Source organism: Pseudactinotalea suaedae, assembly GCF_009733815.1.
GTDB lineage: Bacteria > Actinomycetota > Actinomycetes > Actinomycetales > Beutenbergiaceae > Pseudactinotalea > Pseudactinotalea suaedae.
In genome coordinates this window covers 151,138-170,216 of the sequence record NZ_WNXY01000005.1, presented here as the reverse complement: position 1 = coordinate 170,216, position 19,079 = coordinate 151,138, and the positions used below count along the sequence as shown (strand labels likewise).

At 70.6% G+C, this 19,079-nt stretch carries 12 protein-coding genes; 2 read left to right on the top strand and 10 right to left on the bottom strand.

The genetic code is table 11. The annotated features are described in order from the left end of the window. Positions 1 to 2: 2 nt before the first annotated feature. The 8 genes from rpsK to GPA04_RS10655 all read right to left on the bottom strand — a co-directional run bounded on the left by rpsK (position 3) and on the right by GPA04_RS10655 (position 8,836). Entirely contained in the window at positions 3 to 410 is a 408-nt protein-coding gene (gene rpsK / locus GPA04_RS10690; RefSeq protein WP_156224074.1) for a 30S ribosomal protein S11, read from the bottom strand. A 38-nt stretch (positions 411 to 448) separates the two neighbouring features. Further along, the gene (gene rpsM, locus GPA04_RS10685) at positions 449 to 823 is read right to left on the bottom strand and encodes a 30S ribosomal protein S13 (RefSeq protein WP_156224073.1); all 375 of its coding nucleotides are present in this window, start codon (positions 821 to 823) and stop codon (positions 449 to 451) included. A gap of 130 nt (positions 824 to 953) precedes the next feature. Further along, complete coding sequence (rpmJ, locus tag GPA04_RS10680) at positions 954 to 1,067, bottom strand: 50S ribosomal protein L36 (RefSeq protein ID WP_156224072.1); 114 nt, start codon at positions 1,065 to 1,067, stop codon at positions 954 to 956. Between the two features lie 13 nt (positions 1,068 to 1,080). Next, on the bottom strand, positions 1,081 to 1,302 hold the full coding sequence (infA, locus tag GPA04_RS10675) for a translation initiation factor IF-1 (protein WP_156224071.1): 222 nt from the start codon (positions 1,300 to 1,302) through the stop codon (positions 1,081 to 1,083). A 229-nt stretch (positions 1,303 to 1,531) separates the two neighbouring features. Beyond that, entirely contained in the window at positions 1,532 to 4,069 is a 2,538-nt protein-coding gene (locus GPA04_RS10670) for a LuxR C-terminal-related transcriptional regulator (protein ID WP_156224070.1), read from the bottom strand. After that, positions 4,066 to 6,528, bottom strand: coding sequence for a LuxR C-terminal-related transcriptional regulator (locus tag GPA04_RS10665; protein ID WP_156224069.1), 2,463 nt, complete (start codon positions 6,526 to 6,528; stop codon positions 4,066 to 4,068). Before GPA04_RS10665 ends, GPA04_RS10670 begins: the two co-directional genes overlap by 4 nt. 151 nt (positions 6,529 to 6,679) lie before the next feature. Continuing rightward, positions 6,680 to 7,315 (bottom strand): arsenate reductase/protein-tyrosine-phosphatase family protein, encoded by a 636-nt coding sequence (locus GPA04_RS10660; RefSeq protein WP_156224068.1) that lies wholly within the window; start codon positions 7,313 to 7,315, stop codon positions 6,680 to 6,682. 3 nt (positions 7,316 to 7,318) lie between these two features. Continuing rightward, positions 7,319 to 8,836: a tyrosine-protein kinase domain-containing protein gene (locus tag GPA04_RS10655; RefSeq protein WP_156224067.1), complete on the bottom strand. Its 1,518-nt coding sequence runs from the start codon at positions 8,834 to 8,836 to the stop codon at positions 7,319 to 7,321. A gap of 128 nt (positions 8,837 to 8,964) precedes the next feature. On the opposite strand from GPA04_RS10655, the gene GPA04_RS10650 reads away from it, so the two are divergent. Further along, on the top strand, positions 8,965 to 10,515 hold the full coding sequence (locus GPA04_RS10650; protein ID WP_156224066.1) for a hypothetical protein: 1,551 nt from the start codon (positions 8,965 to 8,967) through the stop codon (positions 10,513 to 10,515). Between the two features lie 10 nt (positions 10,516 to 10,525). Then, positions 10,526 to 11,749, top strand: coding sequence for a glycosyltransferase (locus tag GPA04_RS10645; protein ID WP_156224065.1), 1,224 nt, complete (start codon positions 10,526 to 10,528; stop codon positions 11,747 to 11,749). Between the two features lie 11 nt (positions 11,750 to 11,760). Here GPA04_RS10645 and GPA04_RS10640 read toward each other — a convergent pair whose 3' ends face one another. Both GPA04_RS10640 and GPA04_RS10635 read right to left on the bottom strand, forming a co-directional pair. Next, a complete protein-coding gene (locus tag GPA04_RS10640; protein WP_156224064.1) occupies positions 11,761 to 13,224 on the bottom strand; it encodes a glycerophosphodiester phosphodiesterase in 1,464 nt (487 codons plus the stop codon). 47 nt (positions 13,225 to 13,271) lie between these two features. Then, positions 13,272 to 18,863 (bottom strand): LamG-like jellyroll fold domain-containing protein, encoded by a 5,592-nt coding sequence (locus tag GPA04_RS10635; RefSeq protein WP_156224063.1) that lies wholly within the window; start codon positions 18,861 to 18,863, stop codon positions 13,272 to 13,274. Positions 18,864 to 19,079 lie beyond the last annotated feature (216 nt).

Below are 19,079 nucleotides of genomic sequence, written 5' to 3'. Positions count from 1 at the left end.
GGTCAGACGCGGCGACGCTTGGGCGGCCGGCAGCCGTTGTGAGCCTGGGGCGTCACGTCGGAGATCGAGCCGACTTCGAGGCCGGTGGCCTGGAGCGAACGGATCGCGGTCTCGCGGCCGGAGCCGGGGCCCTTGACGAAGACGTCGACCTTCTTCATGCCGTGCTCCTGCGCCTTGCGGGCGGCCGCCTCGGCGGCGAGCTGAGCGGCGAACGGGGTCGACTTGCGCGAGCCCTTGAAGCCGACCTGGCCGGAGGAGGCCCAGGCGATGACGGCGCCCGCGGGGTCGGTGATCGAGACGATCGTGTTGTTGAACGTCGACTTGACGTAGGCGTGGCCCACGGCGACGTTCTTCTTCTCCTTGCGGCGGGGCTTACGAGCGCCCGCGGCCTGACGAGTCTTGGGAGGCATGTGTTGGTCCTTAGGTCTTCGCTACCGACGAGGGGAGCTCAGCGGGTCTTCTTCTTGCCGGCCACGGTGCGCTTCGGGCCCTTGCGCGTACGCGCGTTGGTCTTCGTGCGCTGACCGCGGACCGGGAGCCCGCGGCGGTGACGCAGACCCTGGTAGCAGCCGATCTCGACCTTGCGGCGGATGTCCGCGGCGACCTCGCGGCGCAGGTCACCCTCGAGCTTGTAGCTGGCCTCGAGGTAGTCGCGCAGGGCGACCACGTCGTTGTCGCTCAGGTCCTTGACCCGGACGTCGCCACTGAGGCCGGTCGCGGTGAGCGTCTCGGCGGCGCGGGTGCGCCCGACGCCGTAGATGTAGGTGAGCGCGATCTCGAGCCGCTTTTCGCGGGGGAGATCGACGCCGACGAGTCGTGCCAACTTCACTCCTGGTGAGTTTCGGAGGTCCTCCGCCTCGTCCTCCCGGTGATGTCCGGGCCCCGGCCTCCGACCGGGGGTGGACGTCGATCGCTCGACGTTGACGAGACGCTGTGGTGCTCGGGCTGGGGTGTCAGCCCTGGCGCTGCTTGTGGCGAAGGTTCTCGCAGATCACACGGACGCTGCCGTTACGGCGGATCACCTTGCACTTGTCGCAGATCTTCTTGACGCTCGGCTTGACCTTCATGACTGTGCCTTCGTTACTTGTAGCGGTAGACGATGCGACCGCGGGACAGGTCATACGGGCTCAGCTCGACCACGACCCGGTCCTCGGGGAGGATCCGGATGTAGTTCTGCCGCATCTTGCCCGAGATGTGCGCGAGCACCTTGTGGCCGTTGCTCAGCTCCACGCGGAACATCGCGTTGGGCAGCGCTTCGACAACGCTGCCCTCGATCTCGATGACGCCGTCCTTCTTGGCCATATCCTCGCTAGTCCTGACGGGGTTGATTGCTGTGGGCGCTCTCCGACCACCACGCGGCTCAGCACCTCACGTACGCGAACGCTGTGAGAGAGACCGACCACGGGCGGTAGGCATTCGAGACGTCCGCATGCACGGACCGGCCCACACCCAACGGGTAATCATACGGCATCCACGGGCGTGTTTCGATCGGGCCCCTCTGGCGCTGGAGGTGTCCGCTCGACAGCAGGCCTCAACGACGCAGCAGCCCGAGCTCGCGCGCCCGCTCCACGGCGTGGTCGCGGCCGCGCACGTTGAGCTTCCGGTAGATGTCGCGCATCTGGGACTTGACGGTGTTGGGCGAGACGAACAGCCGGCTGGCGACGGCGGCGAAGGACGCACCCGTGGCCACGACCTCGAGCACCTGCATCTCGCGGGGCGAGAGCCCGCTGCCGTCCTGGGGCTCGGGCAGCAGGCCGGCGCGGCCGTCCAGCCGGTCGAGCAGCTCGCGCACCTCGACGTCGTCGCCGGCGAGCTCCAGGACATCCGCCCGCGGCACCATGAGGTACGGCCGCAGCATGCTGGTCTGCGTGGTCGTGCTCACCGCCGTCTGGAACGCGTCGAGCGCGACCGCACGCTGCTGCAGCCGCAGCGCCGAGCACGCACGAAGCAGCGCGAGCGTCAAGGTCTGCCGCGGCACCAGGTCGTCGCCGATGACCGAGTCGATCACCTGGGTGTACTCCCCCGACTGGAACGAGACCAGGGCCCAGGCCGCACGGTGACGCTTGCCCTCGGGGTCCACCTCCAGCAGCAGCCGCCGGGCGCGCTCCACCTGGTTGGTCGACAGGTAGGCCTCGACGCGGGTGCTGACGAGGAAGTTCTCGGCGAGGCTCGTGGCACCGTAGGTCGGCGGCTGGACGCGATAGGACTCCAGCAGCCGGATGCCCTCGTTGGCGCGGCCGCTGCGCAGCAGGGTGTCCGCGTGCAGCACGACGCGCAGCACCTCGAGGTCGGCGAGCGGCGGCGGGATCTGCAGCCCTTCGAGGATGTGGCAGGAGTCGGTCGAACCCCGCACCTGGTGCGCCAGGAGCGCACGGGCCAGCGGCTCCATCGTCGCCGCCAGCTCGGCCTCGGGCGGGTTGGGCAGCGTGTCCAGCAGGTCGAGCCAGGCGCGCCCGGCAGCCGGGTAGCCGATCGCGGTGTGGCTGAGCGCGGCGCCCGCGGCGGCCTCGCGCCGCACCACGTCGTCGCCCACCTGGTCGGCCCACTCCGCGGCCTCGGCGAAGGCGTAGGGCGCGCTGACGCCGGGTGAGTCCAGCAGATGGGAGATCGCCCACTCCAGCAGCAGCCGTGGCACGGCCGCGACGACGTCGTCGGACCAGCCGCTCGCGGTGATCGCCGACGCCAGGTCCCGGCTCTCGACGAGCGAGTGGGTGACGTCGTACAACCCCGTCGAGTGCAGCCGCAGCACCTCGCGCAGCGAGAGCCGGCGTCTGCTGCGCGCGAGCGCGGCCCCGTGCGGCACCAGCAGTCCTGAGACGTAGGCGCTGCGCGCGCGATCCTCGGTGGCGATGTTGAGGATGTAGTCGCGGGCGACGATCAGGTGCGCGCTGTTGCCGATCACCTCGGCGGGCAGCGCATCGAGTGCGTCGCGCATCAGCGTGGGCCGTTCGGCGAGCAGCAGGGCCCAGTTGTGCTCGATCAGGTCGGCGACCAGTGCCCACTCCTGCGCCGCGACCGCGTGGCGCAGCGCGATCGCCGGTTCGTCGTGGCTGCTGAACCACTCGGCCGCACGGCGGCTGATGTCGGTGAACACCTCGGGCTCGTCCTCGGCGAGCATCGTGGCGGCGGCGACGCGGATCGGGTTGCTGCGGCTCTCCCCTCCGGTCTTCTCGGCACCCAGACCGAGGTCGGTGAGGAAACCGACGATCTTCTCCCAGCTGGCGCGACCCACCAGGTCGTACACGAGCTCGGTCGGCAGCCGCTCGGGCACCGCGAGTACCTGCAGCAGACGCCGCGAGTCCGGGTCGGGCAGGTCCTCGAGCAGCATGCGGATGAACCGGTCGACCAGGCCCTGGTCGATCTGCACCACTCCGTCGAGGACCCGTATCGGCTCGGCCATCACCAGCCGCAGCAGCGCCGGCCATCCGCAGAGCAGCTCGCCCAGTTGGTCGGCCTCCTCCCGGGAGAGGCTCACCCCGATCTTCTCGGCCATCTGCACGGTGTCGTCGGTCAGAAGCCGCAGGTCGTCGCAGTGCAGGACCTCGCCGTCGAGCTGCACGGCGTGGAGGTGGATCGGCCGCGGCTGGCGCATCAGGGCGATCACGTGGATCTGCTCGTTCTGGCTGACGATCGCGCCGAGCTCGGCGTCGACGAGGGTGTCCGGGACCCGGTCCAGGTCGTCGACCACGAGCACGAGGCGGCGCTTGCGACGAGCCAGCGAGCGGTCCAGCGCCGCCCAGTCGTCCTCGTCCAGGGTGGCGTCACGCAGACGTCGTGTGACGGTCTCCCAGAACTCGTCCCGCTCGACGACGCGGTGCGGCAGGTTGACCCAGACGAGGTCGAGCCGCTGGTCCTCGTCGCCCCGCAGCAGCCACGACACCGCAGCGGTCTTGCCGAACGCTCGTGGGGTCTGGATGACGGTGAGCGGCGGCAACGGCCCGGCGGCGAGTCGCAGCACGGCGCGAGGCGGCACGTATCCGCGCGGCAGGCGGGGAAGGCCACGGGTGCGGGGGTCGCTCTGGTGGCGCGCCGCGTGCGCGGGCCGGAGCATCGTGACGCCGCTGCTCACGTCGACCTCCCGCCGCCGGCACCGATGGCGGCGAGCGCCTCGACGCGGCTGCTCACACCCAGCTTGCGATAGATCGCGCGGAGGTGGGTCTTGACCGTGTTGGCCGAGAGCCCCAGGTCCTGCCCGATGCCCACGGGGCCGGGGTGGGACTCGAGCGCTCGGAGGATCTGGATCTCACGCGCCGTGAGGGTGGGCAGGTCACCCGGGGAGCTCGCGGTGGGTGCTGCGGCGGCCTCGTCGGAGCGGGTGCGGGGTCCGGGCCAGAGCGCCGCGACCTTCTCGTCGTCACCGGCGAAGCCGTCGAAGAGGAACTTCGGCATCAGCAGGAAAGGCCGGCGCTGCCCGATCCCCTGCGCCATGCGGACCGCGTGGCGGAACGCCTCCTGGGCCGCGCCCTCGTCGCCCATGGCGTGGTGTGCGCTGGTGAGCACGACGTGGCACTCGACCGTGGTGCGCCAGGACCGTTGCGGTATGGCGATGGCCTTGTTGGCCGCGGCGATCGCCTCGGGATAGCGACGGCCGGCGAGCGCGACCTTGGCCTCGGCGGCCCAGGAGATGGCGGAGCCGGGGAACCTGTTGACGACCTGCTGGGCCACGTCCACGGCGTCGTCGACGATCAGCAGCTCGACGAGCTCGGATGCCAGCACGACCTCGATGAGCGAGCCACGCGAGACGTGCCGCATCGCGGCACGGACCTCGTTAGACATTCGGGAGATCTCTGAGCGCTCACCGCTGAGGACGGCGAAGTGAGCGCGGGCGAACACGGTCGCTGCCCACAGGTCGTCCCGGTGCCCCGGCTCGGTGAGATCGGCGACGGCGGCCTGCGCGCCGGGATCCACCATGTCGGTGAGCGCGATCGCCCGCGCGAGCTGGGCGACGACGACGACGATGTCACGGCCGTCGACCTCGCGAATCTGTCCCAGCCGGTCGAGGACACCAGGATCGTCGAGCCAGCGGATCGCGAGCTCCGGCTCGCCCTCGAAGGCGTGGCTGAGCGCGAGACCGAGCGCGGCGAGCTCGACGGTCTCGTCGGGACCGCCGCCCACCAGTCCCAGGGTGCGGGCGCGGTTGAAGGCGTAGCTGGCAGCATCGAGGTTGCCCACCAGCAGGCAGGTGATGCCCCACTGCAGCAGCGCGAGCGATTCCTCCGAGCTCGCTCCGACGGGCGCGTTCAGGTGCGCGGACAGCTCGGCTGCGAACGCTGACCCGGCGTCGACGGTGAACGGCGAGGAGTCGGCGTTGGGAGCTGCGTGCAGATCGTTCAGCGCGATGCGTAGCCGCGGCTCACGGGCCGCGATCTCGGGCGGGAAGCGGTTGGCCGCCTGCACCAGGACCACAGGGCTCGAGGCCAGCAGCGTGGACCACTCCCGCTCGATGATCTGCAGCGCCGTGTCGTACTCGGCCGCCTCGATCGCGTGGATCAGCGCGCGGCCGAGGTCGCGCGCCCCGGCGGCGACCTCCATGAGGGTGCGGTGGACCTCCCGCACGGTGTCGGGCTCGAGCTCGCGCCCCAGCCGCAGCAGGGCTGCCCGCACCGCAGGGGCGTAGGAGTACATCCGCCCGTCGCTGGTGCGGTTCTCGGCGAGCATGCCGGCGTTGCGGAGGTTCCGCAGGATCCGCAGCGTCATCGACGGCGCGATCAGCACCGCCATGTCGGAGGTGAAACGCTCCGGGACCGCCGTGCGCAGCAGGAACGCCCGCACGCTCGGGAACCGCAGGTCGGAGATGAGGTTGACGATGTAGTCGTCGACCAGCCCGGCGTCGAAGGTCCCGCTGGTGCCGGACTGCACGAGGCCGGCGCGGATGGCGGAGGGCCAGCCGCCGGTGTCGATCGCGATCTCCTCGGCCTCGTCCAGGGTCATCTCGACCCCCAGGCGCTGCGCGAGCGCGTGCACCATGCGCCCGCTCATCTTGAGGGCGTCCGGTCCGAGCACGACACCGTCCACCGACAGCATCCCGGTGGTCTCGAGCGTGCGGTAGGTGCGGGTTCCGATGACGAGGTCGATCCGGTCGTTCTGGCGGACGATCTCCACGAGGTCGTCGTCGATGCTCGCCGCGCCGTCGTCGAGCCCGGCCTCGTGGAAGTCGTCGATGACCAGCAGCAGGCGGCCCGGGTGCTCGACGAGGGTGCTGACCACCGACCAGCGGTCGTCACCGCGGTCTGCGACCGGGACACCGTGGGCGTCGAGGAAGGCGCGGAACTCGCGCCAGAACCCGGCGAGCTCGTTGGAGTCCTCGGTGAGGGTCAGGTACAGGACCGGCACGCCGTCGTCAAGCTCTGCGAGCCAGCGCCGGATCGCCGCGGTCTTCCCGTAGCCGCGGGGACCTCGCAGAACCGCGAGCGGGCGGCGCGAGCGGAGCGCTGCGAGGACGTGCTCGGGCACCTCGGCGGTCGCGCGCGACCGCCCCGGGGGCGCAGCAACGGCTGCTTCGCCTGACGGCGGAGCGGCTGTGCCCATCCTTCACCCCCGAATCACCCCGGTGCGAATGGCCGCAGGCAGGTAGGTCCCAACGACGCATGATAGACCTGCGTCCGGCCTCGGGGGGCGGTTATCCACACCGAGCGCGCGTCATGGTGCATTCCTCTCGTGCAGCGCGCTCGAGGAACGGTCAGGGCTGCCCGACCAGTGCCTGCGCGAACGGCTCGATCGCCGTGTCGATCCGTCGTGTCACCCGGCGGTAGATCCGCGCCGACCGCTGCCACGGGTCCTCGATGTCGTCCCCCGACGACCCCGCTCCACCTGCGCCTCGCGCAGCGTTCAGCAGCCGGACCACGTGGTCGAGACCGTCCGCCTCGGCGAGCGCGTCGCGGTCGACCGCTCCGATCAGGCGTGACACCTGGAACAGCGTGAAGGTGCGCGCGGCAGCCGAGGGGTCGAGCCGCGTGACCCAGCGACGGTGTTCGCGCGCGGCCGTGACGATGATGCCGGAGCGCTGCAGCATGCCCGCGGTCAGCTGCCGGGCACGGAAGTCCGAGCCGTCGATGCCGCGAGCCTTCAGCGCAGCGAGGATCGGGGCCGACATCGCGTGGCCCTCGAGGGCGGCGGTGCCGGCTGACCCGACACGCACGGTCGAGGTCCCGCCGGCCGCGAGCGCTGCGGTGACGACCATCTCCATGTAGGGCGAGCGGCACACGTTCCCGGTGCAGACGAACAGCACGTGGTCCAGCCGCGCCGCATCGGAGCCCGGACGCGCGTGCGCCGCGCGATCAGCTGTCGTGCCGTTGGCCTGTGGATCGCGCAGCAATGATCACGACCTCTTGTTCGCGACGTGGTCCGCCTGCCGGTCGTACACCTCGGCCTCGGCGTGGGCACCGTCGCGCACCGACGAGACCAGCCTCGTGTCAGAGCGAGCGGCGCGACCACCCGTGTCGGAGGAGGAGGACGAGCGGCGGGAGGCGTGGCGCGGGACCGTCCCCTGCGTGGTGTGCGAGGCGTACCCGTAGCGGTAGGTGCCGACCTCGCGCTCGGACGCGAGGTTGAGGACCGCACCTTCCACGGAGGCACCGACGGCGGCCAGCCGCTCGGCGGCGCGGCGCAGGTCCTGGGTGCTGACCCGCCGGGACCCGACGACGAGGATGACGCCACCGAACCTGCGCGCGAGCACCGCAGCGTCGGCGACAGGATTCAGCGGCGGCGAGTCGACGATGACCGTGTCGAAACGAGCCTTCAGGCTCTCGATCATCGCGACGGTCTCGTCCGACTCCAGGAGCTCGCTCGGGTTGGGCGGGATGTCGCCCGCGAGCAGCACCTTCATGCCGTCGGAGCCCCAGTCGAGGAGAGCCTCGTCCAGCGTCACCTCACCCATGAGCACGGAGGTGACGCCGACGCCCTCGGGCAGGTCGAGGATGTCAGCCAGCGACGGACGGCGCAGATCGGCCTCGATCAGGCACACCGACTGCCCGGACGCAGCGAGCGCAGCGGCGAGGTTGGCCGCCGTCGAGCTCTTGCCCTCGGAGGGGATCGAGGAGGTGACGACGAAGACCTTGTGGTCCTCCCCGACCTGCAGGAACCGCAGGTTGGCGCGGAGCTGGCGGTACTCCTCGGCCCGCAGCACCTGGGTGTCGCTCGTCAGGGCCATCGGGTGCTGGATGGCGGCGCGCGACTTGCTGATCGACCCGATCACCGTGGCGCCGATCAGCTCGGTGATCTGCTCGGGGGTGCGGACGCGCGCATGGATGATGCCGCGCAGCACGACGACGATGCTTGCGACCACCAGCCCGGCGAGCAGCCCCATGAACACGTAGAGCTTGGTGTCCGGCGCGGACGGCGCCGCAGGCGGCCTGGCGGCTTCGATGATCTGCAGCCGGACCGGCGAGGTGTCGTCGACATTCGGAGTCAGCTCGGGGACCACCTCGGCCAGTCGGGTCGCGATGGCGTTCGCGATCTCGGCGGCGCGTTCCGCCGACCCGTCGGTGACCGAGATCGCGATCACCGTGGTGTTGAGCGGGACCGACGTCGTCACGGTGCGGCGGAGCTCGGACAGCGTCATCTCGAGGTCGAGGGACTCGATGACGTCCTCGAGCACGATCTCCCGCGTGGCGACCGCGCTGAAGTTGCGTGCCTGCTGCTGGGAGTAGTTCGTGGACTGCGCGACCTCGCCGGTGGTGGTGCCGCCGGTGACGGTCACGAACACCTCGGACCGCGCGGTGTACTCACGCTCGGCCACCACCGACAGCGCTCCACCGATGACGGTTCCCAGCACCGCGCAGACGACGATGACCAGCCAGTGGTAGCGCACCAGCCTGAGCACACTCTTGGAGTCCACGCGCCCCTCACCGCCCCTCAGTCACGCGTCCGGGGCCAGAACTGTCGCGTTCACTAACCCACCCCCGTGTGATGATACGGCAGGGCGATCGCACCCGGTCGCCCCTGTTGCTCGCACCGGCAAGGCTCATGACGCGCACTCACCTGGACGACTCGCCGGACGGCGGCGCGCAGAGCGCGTCCTCCTCCGTGCCGACGCCGGTCGACCGCTCGGCGCAGGAGAACGCCGCGATCGGTCGCGCGACTCGGATCGTCATCCGGACCCTCTCGATCCTGGTGCTCTCGGCGGCCCTGCCCGCCATGCTCGTCTCCGAGGTGGTCGACGTCGGGCGCAGCGAGGCGTGGATCGTCACCCTGGTCATCATGATCTGGGCCGGGCTGCGGCTGTCGCTGCTCTGGGTGGGCGGGACGCCTCGCCTGTTCGACTTCTTCTTCTGGCTCTTCGTGTACATCTTCATGGGGATCGCACCGACGGCGCAGATGCGGTCCGGGCTGATCGCGACGACGACCCCGGGCATGGACAACGGCTTCGACATGATCACCGCCGGTGTGGTGGCGCTGGGGGTCGTCTGCTACGAGGTGGGGCGGCTGGCCTGGATCGCGCGCGAGCACGTGGGTCACCGGGTGAGGTCTGCCGAGGTCCGCCTGGTCAGCACCTTCAGGTCGGTCGCGATGTTCGGCGTGGCGCTCGTGCTGAGCGCCTACGTGCTCTCCAAGATCGGGGCGACCGCGTTGCTGGGCAGCCGCGAGGCGTCGGCAGCCGCCAAGGAGGCGGCATGGCCGGACCCGGCCATGCGCGAGGTGATCTTCGCGAGCGGGATCTACCCGCTGCTGGTCAGCGTCGGCGCTCTCGCCCAGATCAGGCGCACCGCCTTCTCGGCGATCAACCGTCGCCGTGCGGGCCTGGCTGCTCTCTTCGGTGCGTTCGTGCTGCTGATGATCGTCAACCCGGTCGCGAGCGCCCGCTACACGTTCGGGACGGTCGCGTTCGCGCTCGCCGCCTTCGCCGGTGCCGTTGCCACGCGCCGACGGGCGCGGTTGACGATGCTCGCCGTGATCGGCGGGTTCCTCTTCGTGTTCCCGATCGCCGATGCGTTCCGTCGCGCCGACGGCACGGCCTCGCGCGCCGGGTTCTTCGCCGAGTACCTCGGCAACGCCGACTACGACGCCTTCTGGCAGATCTCCAACTCGTTGTCGTTCTGGATCGACGGTCTCGTGGTGCCGGGACGCCAGCTCCTGGGGAGCGTCCTGTTCTGGGTCCCCCGGTCCCTCTGGCCGAGCAAGCCCACCGGGACCGGCTCGCTCCTCGCCGAGTACCGGGGCTACTCCTTCGACAACCTCTCGGCCCCGATGTGGGCGGAGGCGGTGGTGAACGGCGGCGTCGTCGCCGTCGTCATCGTCTTCCTGATCCTGGGCGCGGTGCTGCGGGCGATGGACACGCGGATCATCCCCGCTCTCGCGCAGGGCGGCGTGTGGGCGCTGGCCGGCGCGATCTTCCCCGTGTACATGACGATCCTGCTGCGCGGCTCGCTGCTGCAGGCGACGGGCGCACTCGCCCTGACGATCGCGTGCATCCTCGCCGTGCGGGGGGCACATGCGGCGCGCGATGCCCACGACGTCGCGGGTGCCGGCACGGAGGAGGAGATGCCGCGGCCGCACGAGCGCAGCCCGGTGCAATAGGTTGGCCCGCATGCGTCCTGGAGCGGCTGGTGGCAAGGTCCTGATCATCGGGATCAACTACGCCCCCGAACCCACCGGCATCGCGCCGTACACCGCCGGCATGGCGCGCGCCCTCGTCGGCCGTGGCTGGCGGGCTCGGGTCCTGACGACACATCCGCACTACCCTGCCTGGCGGATCGCCGAGGGGTACGGGGGGTGGCGGCGGCACGAGCAGATCGACGGCGTCGCCGTCACTCGCCTGGCTCACTACGTCCCGCGCCGGCACGGCGCCGTTCATCGCGCACTCTCCGAGGTGAGCTTCGGCGTGCGCAGCGTGCTCAGCCGGTGGAGCAGGCCGGACGTGGTGGTGCTGGTGAGCCCGGCGCTGCTCTCGTCACGGCTCGTCGCGCTGCGTGCGCGACTCCAGAGGATCCCCACGGTCACCTGGGTGCAGGACATCTACACCTTGGGGGTCAAGGAGACGGGTGGCGGCTCGCGCGGGGTACGCCTGATCGCGGCGCTGGAACGTGGACTCGGCAACACCTCGGCGCGCGTCGTGGTGATCCACGACCGGTTCCGGACGGTGCTCGCCGACCTGGGCATCACGTCACCGATCGATGTCGTGCGCAACTGGTCGCACGTCTCGATGGACGGTCACGGACGCGACGAGCGGTTGCGGCGTGAGCTGGGCTGGAGCGATGACGACGTCGTGGTCCTGCACGCCGGGAACATGGGTGCGAAGCAGGGGCTCGAGAACGTCGTGCACGCCGCGCGCGAGGCGGAGCGGCGCGGCTCGCGGCTGCGGTTCGTGCTGATGGGTGACGGCAACCAGCGCGCCGCGCTGGAGGCGATGGGCGCGAGCTCGCGGCTGCAGTTCGTCGACCCTCTGCCGGACGGTCGGTTCGAGAGCGCGTTGTCCTCGGCGGACATCCTGCTCGTGAACGAGCTGCCCGACCTCACCGAGATGGCGGTTCCGAGCAAGCTCACCACCTACTTCGCCACCGGGCTCCCGGTGATCGCCGCGGTCAGCCCTGCGAGCATCACCCACGACGAGATGACCTCCGCCGGCGCGGGACCGTGCGTCGACGCCGGCGACCCGGTCGCCCTGGTCGAGGCCGCCGAGTCGCTCGCGGCCGACCCGTCGCGCGCCCGCCGTCACGGGGAGGCCGGGCGCACCTTCCGGGACGACCACCTCCGCATCGACGCCGCGCTCGACGCCTTCCACGACGTGCTGACCAGCGCGATCGCACGCTGACCGGACTCGCGTCAGTCGAGCAGCACCGACACGGCGGAGAACTCCACCGCCTGGGCTGTCTCGTAGTCCTTGAACAGCCGCAGCCACGAGCCGCGCCACCTCTCGTCGGGCACCTCGAGGAGGAGCGCGCCACCGCTCTGCCTGACGCGGATGTGGTGCTGGTCGACCTCGACGGCGAGCGGGATCGGGTCCCCGGCTCGCGGGACGGCGAGGTGGACCGACCCCAGCGTCTCCGCGGTGCGTCCAGCATCACGCGCGCGGAGCTCGAGCAGGCCCGTGCCGTCGAGCGAGAGCTCGTAGCCGCTGCTGAGGCCGCGATCGCCGTCGCCGCCGTTGGCGTCGCCGGTCAGGGCCAGGACGAGACCGGCGCGCCCGGTCGGGGGCAGGGCCTCCGGCCACCGGATCGTGACCTCCACCTCACGTGTGACGCCTGCGGGCGTCGCGAGCGAGCCCATCAGGTAGCTCGTCGACCCGGCCCGTTCGATCCGCAACGCAGCACGGTCCGGGACCAGCGTGGGCTGGGATGCCCAGCCGATGCGGTCGTAGTCCGCCGGCAGGTCCCCCGCAGCGCGGCGCCCGCCGGCGAACGTGTCCGTGCTCGCCGGGCCGTCTCCGAAGAGGTACTCGACGTTGGAGCACATGAGACCGGCGACGCCCAGCTCGGCGAGGCGTGTCACGTCGTCGTGCAGATGCACCTCCCACGCCATCACCGGGACGCCGGTGGCGACCACCTCGGCGATGTCGTCGTCGTGCATCGCCACCGGGACGCCGAGGATGTCGAAGGTGGACGCGAGCTCGTCCAACCGATCCGTCGGCTCCACGTCGAGGTACCCCCAGGCGACGTAGCCGCGCTCCTTGGCGACCGCGATCTGCGCGGCCTGCGCCCACTGCTTCCACACGAAACGCTCCGTGGCGCGCGGCTGGGTGTCGAGGAGGTCGAGCAGCGCACGCGTGTTCGTGCCTTGCTTGTCCTCGATGAACACCAGCACGTCCTCGCCCAGCGCCGCGAGCACGTCGTCGAGGCGTGAGACCGGTTCGAGAGGTGTGTCAGGACCCAGCCACGGACGAGCATCGACCGTGAGCTCGTGGAGGCGTGCCCATGACATCTCCGCTATCGGCTGGTCCACGCCGAGGACACGTCTCGCCGACTTGTCGTGATGGCAGACCAGCACGCCGTCGGACGTGGCGCAGACGGAGATCTCGACGGCGTCCGCCCCGGCTGCCACGGCGTTCTGGTAGGCCGTCAACGTGTGCTCCGGCCAGTTGTCACCACTCCCCCGGTGAGCGACGACGAACGACGGCTGACCGATCAGATCGGTGACACGAGCGACCCGGGGTGTCGCGTCCTCGCTCTCCTGGGGACCGCTGGTGACGGTCGGCGTCGGAGTCTGCGACGTCGGCGTGCAGCCCGCGAGCAGCAGCGCGCCGAACCCTCCCGCGAGCAAGCCGCGGCGTGTGAGCTCGCGTTCGATCATGACCTGACGATACGTAGTCGAGAGCCGCCCGGCCGCGGGCAGCCTGCTCACTCGAAGCTGTAGGTCAGCTCGAGCACAGGGCGGTAGGCGCTCGTCGTCGACTCCTTCGACCACAGCCGCAGGTTGTCGGCCCCCGTGGCACTGAGGACGAGCGTCACGGTCGAACCTCCGTGGCCACCGATGGCTGCCGCATCGAGAGCGGTCGAGTAGGCCGCGTTGATGCCCGTGAAGCCCGTCAAGGTTCCGACGCTCTGACCAGTGGTGGTCGGTCGGCTCGCCCACGTGATGCTCGACTCGGTCCAGCTGTCCGTGATCAGCCCGACGTCGTGGGGCTGCGCCGAGTCCGAGCCCGAGGCAGACGTCGTCCGAAGACGCAGCTCGGCCGAGGTGAGCACCGCGCCCGCCGGAGCCTGCGGGATCTCGAACGCCAGATAGCTCATCAGTGCCGTCGTGCCACCGGTCCTGGTCGACAGATAGTTCGCCGCGCCGTAGCTCGTGGTGCTGGCGGCCTGGGCGACCATTGCGTCAGCCGCCGTGGGCACGACGACCGTCACGGGCTCGGCCGAGGGGGCCGGAACCACGACCTCGACAGCATCACTGGCCGCACCGAGGTTCTCGGCCGCGTCGATCGCCGCCACCCGGTAGTACCAGGTGCCGGCGGGGACGCCGGTCTCGGAGAACGTCAGCGTCGCCGTCGAACCGACCTGGCTGGCGCTGTCAGCGACGAAGTCCGACGTGGCCCCCCGGTAGACGGCGTACCCGACCACACCCACGTCGTCGGACGACGCCGACCACCCGAGCGTGGCCACGCCCGCCGCGGTCGCTGATCCGGTCACCGACGTCGGGACTGACGGTGCCGTGGTGTCCGGCTCGGGCTCGGGCTCCGGGTCGGGGTCGGGCTCTGGCTCGGGGTCGGGCTCGGGGTCCGAGACCGGCGTGTAGTCGAGCACCAGCACAGGACGCCGGTCGGCGCCCGCTCCCTCACGAGACACCAGTCTGAGGTTGTCCGTCGAGGTGCTCGTCAGCGCCAGCGTCACCGTCGTCCCGGAGAGCGGCCGGAGCACGTCGGCGTCGAGCGGCGTGTCGTAGGTCGTGTTCAGCGCGACCGCACCCGTCACCTCGCCGACCTGAGCGCCGAAGCCCGTCGTCGGGCGGTTGCTCCACCTCGTCGTCGCTTCGCTCCACTCCCCGGTCAGCAGGGACAGCTGATGGGCACCGGTCGAGTGCGCGGTGGGGTCGTTGGAGGTCGTCAGCCGGATGCTGGCCCCCGTGAGCTGCAGCCCCTCGGGCGCCGCGGGAAGCTCGAACCTCAGGTACGACTCGATCGTGGACCCGCTCGCAGGGCTGCGGGACGACAGCTGGGTGTTGGTCCCGTACAGCGTCGACGGAGCGGCTTGGGCGACCATCGTGTCCGCGACCGCAGGAGCGGAGAGGGTCACGGGCTCCACCGGCTCCTCCGGCTCCGAGGTGTCGACGACGGCGACCGCCGAGGACGACGGGGCACTGGCGTTGCCGGCGGCGTCCACCGCCACGACACGGTAGTGGTAGGTGCCGTCTGCGAGCCCGGTGTCGGTGTGGTCGGTGGTGAGCACCTGGGTCGGCGTCAGGCCCGCGATGGGGAAGCCCGCCGTGGGGCCCCGATAGACCAGGTAGTGGTCCACCCCGATGTTGTCCGTCGAGGCGGTCCAGGCCAGCTGCACGTCGGAACCGGTCACCACGGTGCCCAGTCCGGCTGGTGTGGAGGGTGCCGCGACGTCGGACACCGTGGCCGAGACCGCCGCGCTCGGAGCGCTCTGGTTGGTCGCCGCGTCGTAGGCAGCGACGCGGTAGAAGCGCTCCCCCAGCGTCGTGTCGACATCGTCCCAGGTCAGGGCTGTGACGCCGTCGGCCACGAGGCTGGAGGCGTTGGCCACGAAGTCGGCGGTCGCGCCTCGGTAGACGCGGTAACCGACCACGCCGATGTCGTCCGTCGACGCCGTCCAGGACAGCGTCACCACACCGCTCGAGGCGACGCTCGTGACCAGATCCCCGGGAGGCTGCGGTGCATCGGTGTCGATGTCGACGACGACCGCGGCCGAGGCGCTGGCAGCGCTGGTGTTGCCCGCTGCGTCGACAGCCACGACCCGGTAGTGCCAGGTGCCTTCCGGCACGCCGCTCTCGGTGTAGCCGGCTGCGCCGGTCTGTCCGACCTCCAGGGCATCGGCGACGTCGAAGTTCGCGGCGTCACCCCGGTAGAGCACGTAGTGGTCCACACCCACGTTGTCGGAGCTGGCGGTCCAGGTGAGCATGACATCGGTGCCGGCTGCCGACGTCGACAGCGCTGCCGGGACCGAGGGCGCCGTGACGTCGTCGAGCGTGACCTGCAGCACGGCGCTGGCGGCGCTCTCGTTGCCGGCGGCGTCGTACGCCGTCACCCGGTAGTACCGAGTTCCGGGCTGCTCGTCGGGGTCGGTCCACGTCGTACCCGTGATGTCACCCACGAGGGTCGCCGCCGAGGCGGTGAAGTCCGCCGTGTCGCCACGGTGCACCCGGTACCCGGCCACCCCGTTGGCGTCGGTGGACGCCGTCCAGGTGAGCTGGGCCGTCGAGGTGCCGACGTGCGTCAGGCCCGCGGGGACGGTCGGCGCGGTGCTGTCGTCGAGGGCGATCACGTAGTGGTTGCTGATCAGCTCCTGCGTGAGCGCCACCGGGTAGACCGCGACCTCGTCGATACGTCCGGCGAAGTAGCTGCTGCTCGGCTGATCGGGCCAGCTGCCCAGGTTGCCGCCGCCGATCCTCCAGAACCCGGCACCGGTCTCGGAGCTCGTGACCGAACCCTGCGCGACCAGGTCGCCGTCGACGTAGAGCCGCATGCCGGAGCTGCCCTGCGTCGCGACCACGTGGTGCCACTGGCCGTCGTTGAACGGCTGCGTCGACGTGATGACCTGCGCGCTGCCGGTGTAGACACCGAACCGCAGCCGCCCGTCGTTGAGCATGTAGACGTGCTTGTCGTACGAGCTGCCGGTCTCGGTCGCACTGTTCTCGAACCCGATGATCTTGCCACCGGTGGTCGTGGTCGTGTTGATCCAGAGCTCCAGGGAGTACGTCCCGGGTGCGCCGACCTGCGCCGTGGAGACCAGACCGCTGCCGCCGGAGTTCGAGCCGGGCGTCTGCACGGCACCGCTGTCGCTCACACCACCGCTGACCCGGGTGACCCCGGCTCCGACGACGCCGTCGCGGGCGCCGATGAGGGAAGCGTCCAGCGCCGTCGAGCCGCTCGGCTCGTCGAGCCGCCAGTACATCGAGGGGTTGTCGCCGTAGACGGCTGCCCCGTAGGCGTCCGCCGGGGCGTCGTTCACGTCGATCTCGCCACCACCGGCACGGAAGTGAGCGATGGCCTGGGCGTGCGTCAGCGGGTGCTCGTAGATCGCCGTCTCGTCGAGAAGTCCGTCGTAGAACCGCGAGGCCACGCTGTTGCCGCCGTTGTCCGGCCAGCCGTTGAGGTTCTCGCCGCCGACGCGCCAGGTGCCGAAGTACTGCTGGTTGCCCGTGAAGCCGTTGGAGCCGACCTCGACGCCGTCGATGTACAGCCGCATGCCCGAGGTGCCCTGGGTGGCCACGAGGTGGTGCCACTGGTCGTCGTTGTAGGCCGCGTCGCTGCGCACGCTCTGGACGCCGCCGCTGTAGACACCGAACCGGACCCGGCCCGTGGCGTCCATGTACACGAGGCGGTCGTAGTTCGAGCTGGTCGTGTCGTTGCCGTTGTCGGTCCTCGGTCGGCCGTTGCCGTAACCGACCAGGACACCACCGGAGGTCGACGGGGTCTTGAACCAGGTCTCGATCGAGAACGCGCTCGGACCGTAGGCGATCTGGTCGTTCCACACGTACTGGCCGGTGCCGTCGAAGCTGGCGCTGCTGCTCGCGTCGCCCGGGAGGGCGCCCGCGCCGTAGGTCACGCCGTTCTGGGCGAGACCGTTCTTGCCGGCGCCGCCGGCACCGCTGCTGTCGATGACCCAGGAGCCGGAGTCGTCGTAACGCCAGTACAGCGTCGGATCGTCGCCGATGACGGCGGCCGCGTAGGCGGATCCAGCAGCTGTGGCCACCCCGGTGCGCAGGGCGGACAGCGCGCTCTGGTTGCCGGCCGCGTCGACGGCGCGCACGCGGTACTGATAGGAGGTCCCGGGTGTGACGTCCGTGTCGACGAAGGTCACCTGCGGCCGGGTCCACCAGTTCGACGTGGCCACGACAGGCTCGCCGATCTGGACGTTGTTGCGGTAGAGGATGTAGGTGAGCGGGCCGTCGTCCGGGTCGACCACGGACCTGGTCGTGATCTGGATCGCGCCGCTCGTGACCGCCTGCACGACGACCTGCGGCGTGGGCGGGCTCCCCGTGTCGTTGCCGTCGAACCGCGTCAGACCCTGCTGGGCCGCGCCGTTGACCCGCGTGAACTCGCCGCCGACCCACAGGTACTCGACGCCGTTGACCGTCGCGGTCACCAGGGCACGGCCACCGATGCCTTCGCCGGTGCCGTCGTTGAGGGTCGGGAACCAGCCGACCTGCTGCTGCATCGGGTCGTCGACCGCCGTAGTGCTCAGGAAGATGCGCCGACCGTCGGGGTACTGGCCCGTCGACGAGCAGTCGTGGTGGTGGTGGGCCTGGTAGAGGTAGCCGCTCTTGACCAAGAGGGCCTGGACCGCGCCGAGGCACGTGTCTCGCCAGTCCTGGTCGTGCGTGACCCAGCTGAACCGAGCCGTGCCGTCGAAGACGCCGCCACCGCTGCCCTCGTTGCCGATGTAGAAGTACGAGCCGTCGGACTCGATCGCCTTGGTGAACGAGCACGGGTGGATGACGTTGCTCCCGGCACCCCAGCTGTTCGGGTTGCTCGGGTATCCGCGGACCACGGCACCCGTCAGCGCGTCGACGACGGCGATGCTGTGCGTGTTGGTCCCGTTGATGGTGAAGAACGGGCCGCCCAGCACGAGCTGGGTGCCGTCCGGCGAGACCTCGATCGCCGTGCCGCGCGAGTTGGCATCCGCCGTCGTGCGGCACTCGATGCCCGGCTCGGGGCGTACCTCCATGTTGCCGACCGCGTTGGCGACCCAGCCGGCATCGAGCACCCCGGCGCGGCTCACCTTCGCAAAGCTCCGACGTTCCTGTCCGGAGACGCTCTGGAACATCCCGCCGAAGTACACGGCGTCGTCGGTGACCTCGAGGGAGTACACGAACGAGGAGATGCCGCTGACCGAGAACGACGTCACCGAGCAGGTCTCGAGGTCGATCTCCGCCAGGCGCGTCCGCCCCACCCCGCCGATGCTGTTGAAGTTGCCGCCCACGAACACCGTCTCACCGTCGGGCGAGGCCTCGGCCGTGTAGAGGCGGGCCGTCCCGCCCGACAGCGTGGCCGGCAGCTGGCACGTCGAGGGCTGACCGGTGGCGGCGTCGAAGATGGCGAGACCGGTGACGTTCCGGGCGGTTCCGCTCTGACCTGCGCCGGGCCGGATCTGGGTGAACTCGCCGACCGCGACGACCTGTCCGTGTGACGCGGCGAGCGCTCGGACCACACCGTTCGTCTGCCACGTCGGGAGGTCGTCGGCGCTGAAGGCCACACCCGGGGTCAGCGCCGCCGCCGGTGCGGCCTGCCCGAGCGTGATACCGCTCACGACCAACGCGAGCATGGCTGCGACGGAGGCGAACACCCTCGGAAGCCGACGACGAAGGACCGCCCCTGTGGAACGGTCCGAAACCCTTGTGCTGCTCTGCACCGACTCAGCCATCGCGACTGCACCCCGACCTTTACTCACCCATAGCCGCGTCCGACGGACCGGCCGAATGGAGCCCATTCAACTGTTGGCGCTTCGAGCACTCGGACGATCTGG

Coding starts and splice junctions, on each gene's coding strand:
- rpsK (WP_156224074.1), bottom strand. CDS start 410: ATGCCTCCCAAGACTCGTCAGGCCGCGGGCGCTCGTAAGCCCCGCCGC.
- rpmJ (WP_156224072.1), bottom strand. CDS start 1,067: ATGAAGGTCAAGCCGAGCGTCAAGAAGATCTGCGACAAGTGCAAGGTG.
- infA (WP_156224071.1), bottom strand. CDS start 1,302: ATGGCCAAGAAGGACGGCGTCATCGAGATCGAGGGCAGCGTTGTCGAA.
- GPA04_RS10665 (WP_156224069.1), bottom strand. CDS start 6,528: ATGGGCACAGCCGCTCCGCCGTCAGGCGAAGCAGCCGTTGCTGCGCCC.
- GPA04_RS10650 (WP_156224066.1), top strand. CDS start 8,965: ATGACGCGCACTCACCTGGACGACTCGCCGGACGGCGGCGCGCAGAGC.
- GPA04_RS10645 (WP_156224065.1), top strand. CDS start 10,526: ATGCGTCCTGGAGCGGCTGGTGGCAAGGTCCTGATCATCGGGATCAAC.
- GPA04_RS10640 (WP_156224064.1), bottom strand. CDS start 13,224: ATGATCGAACGCGAGCTCACACGCCGCGGCTTGCTCGCGGGAGGGTTC.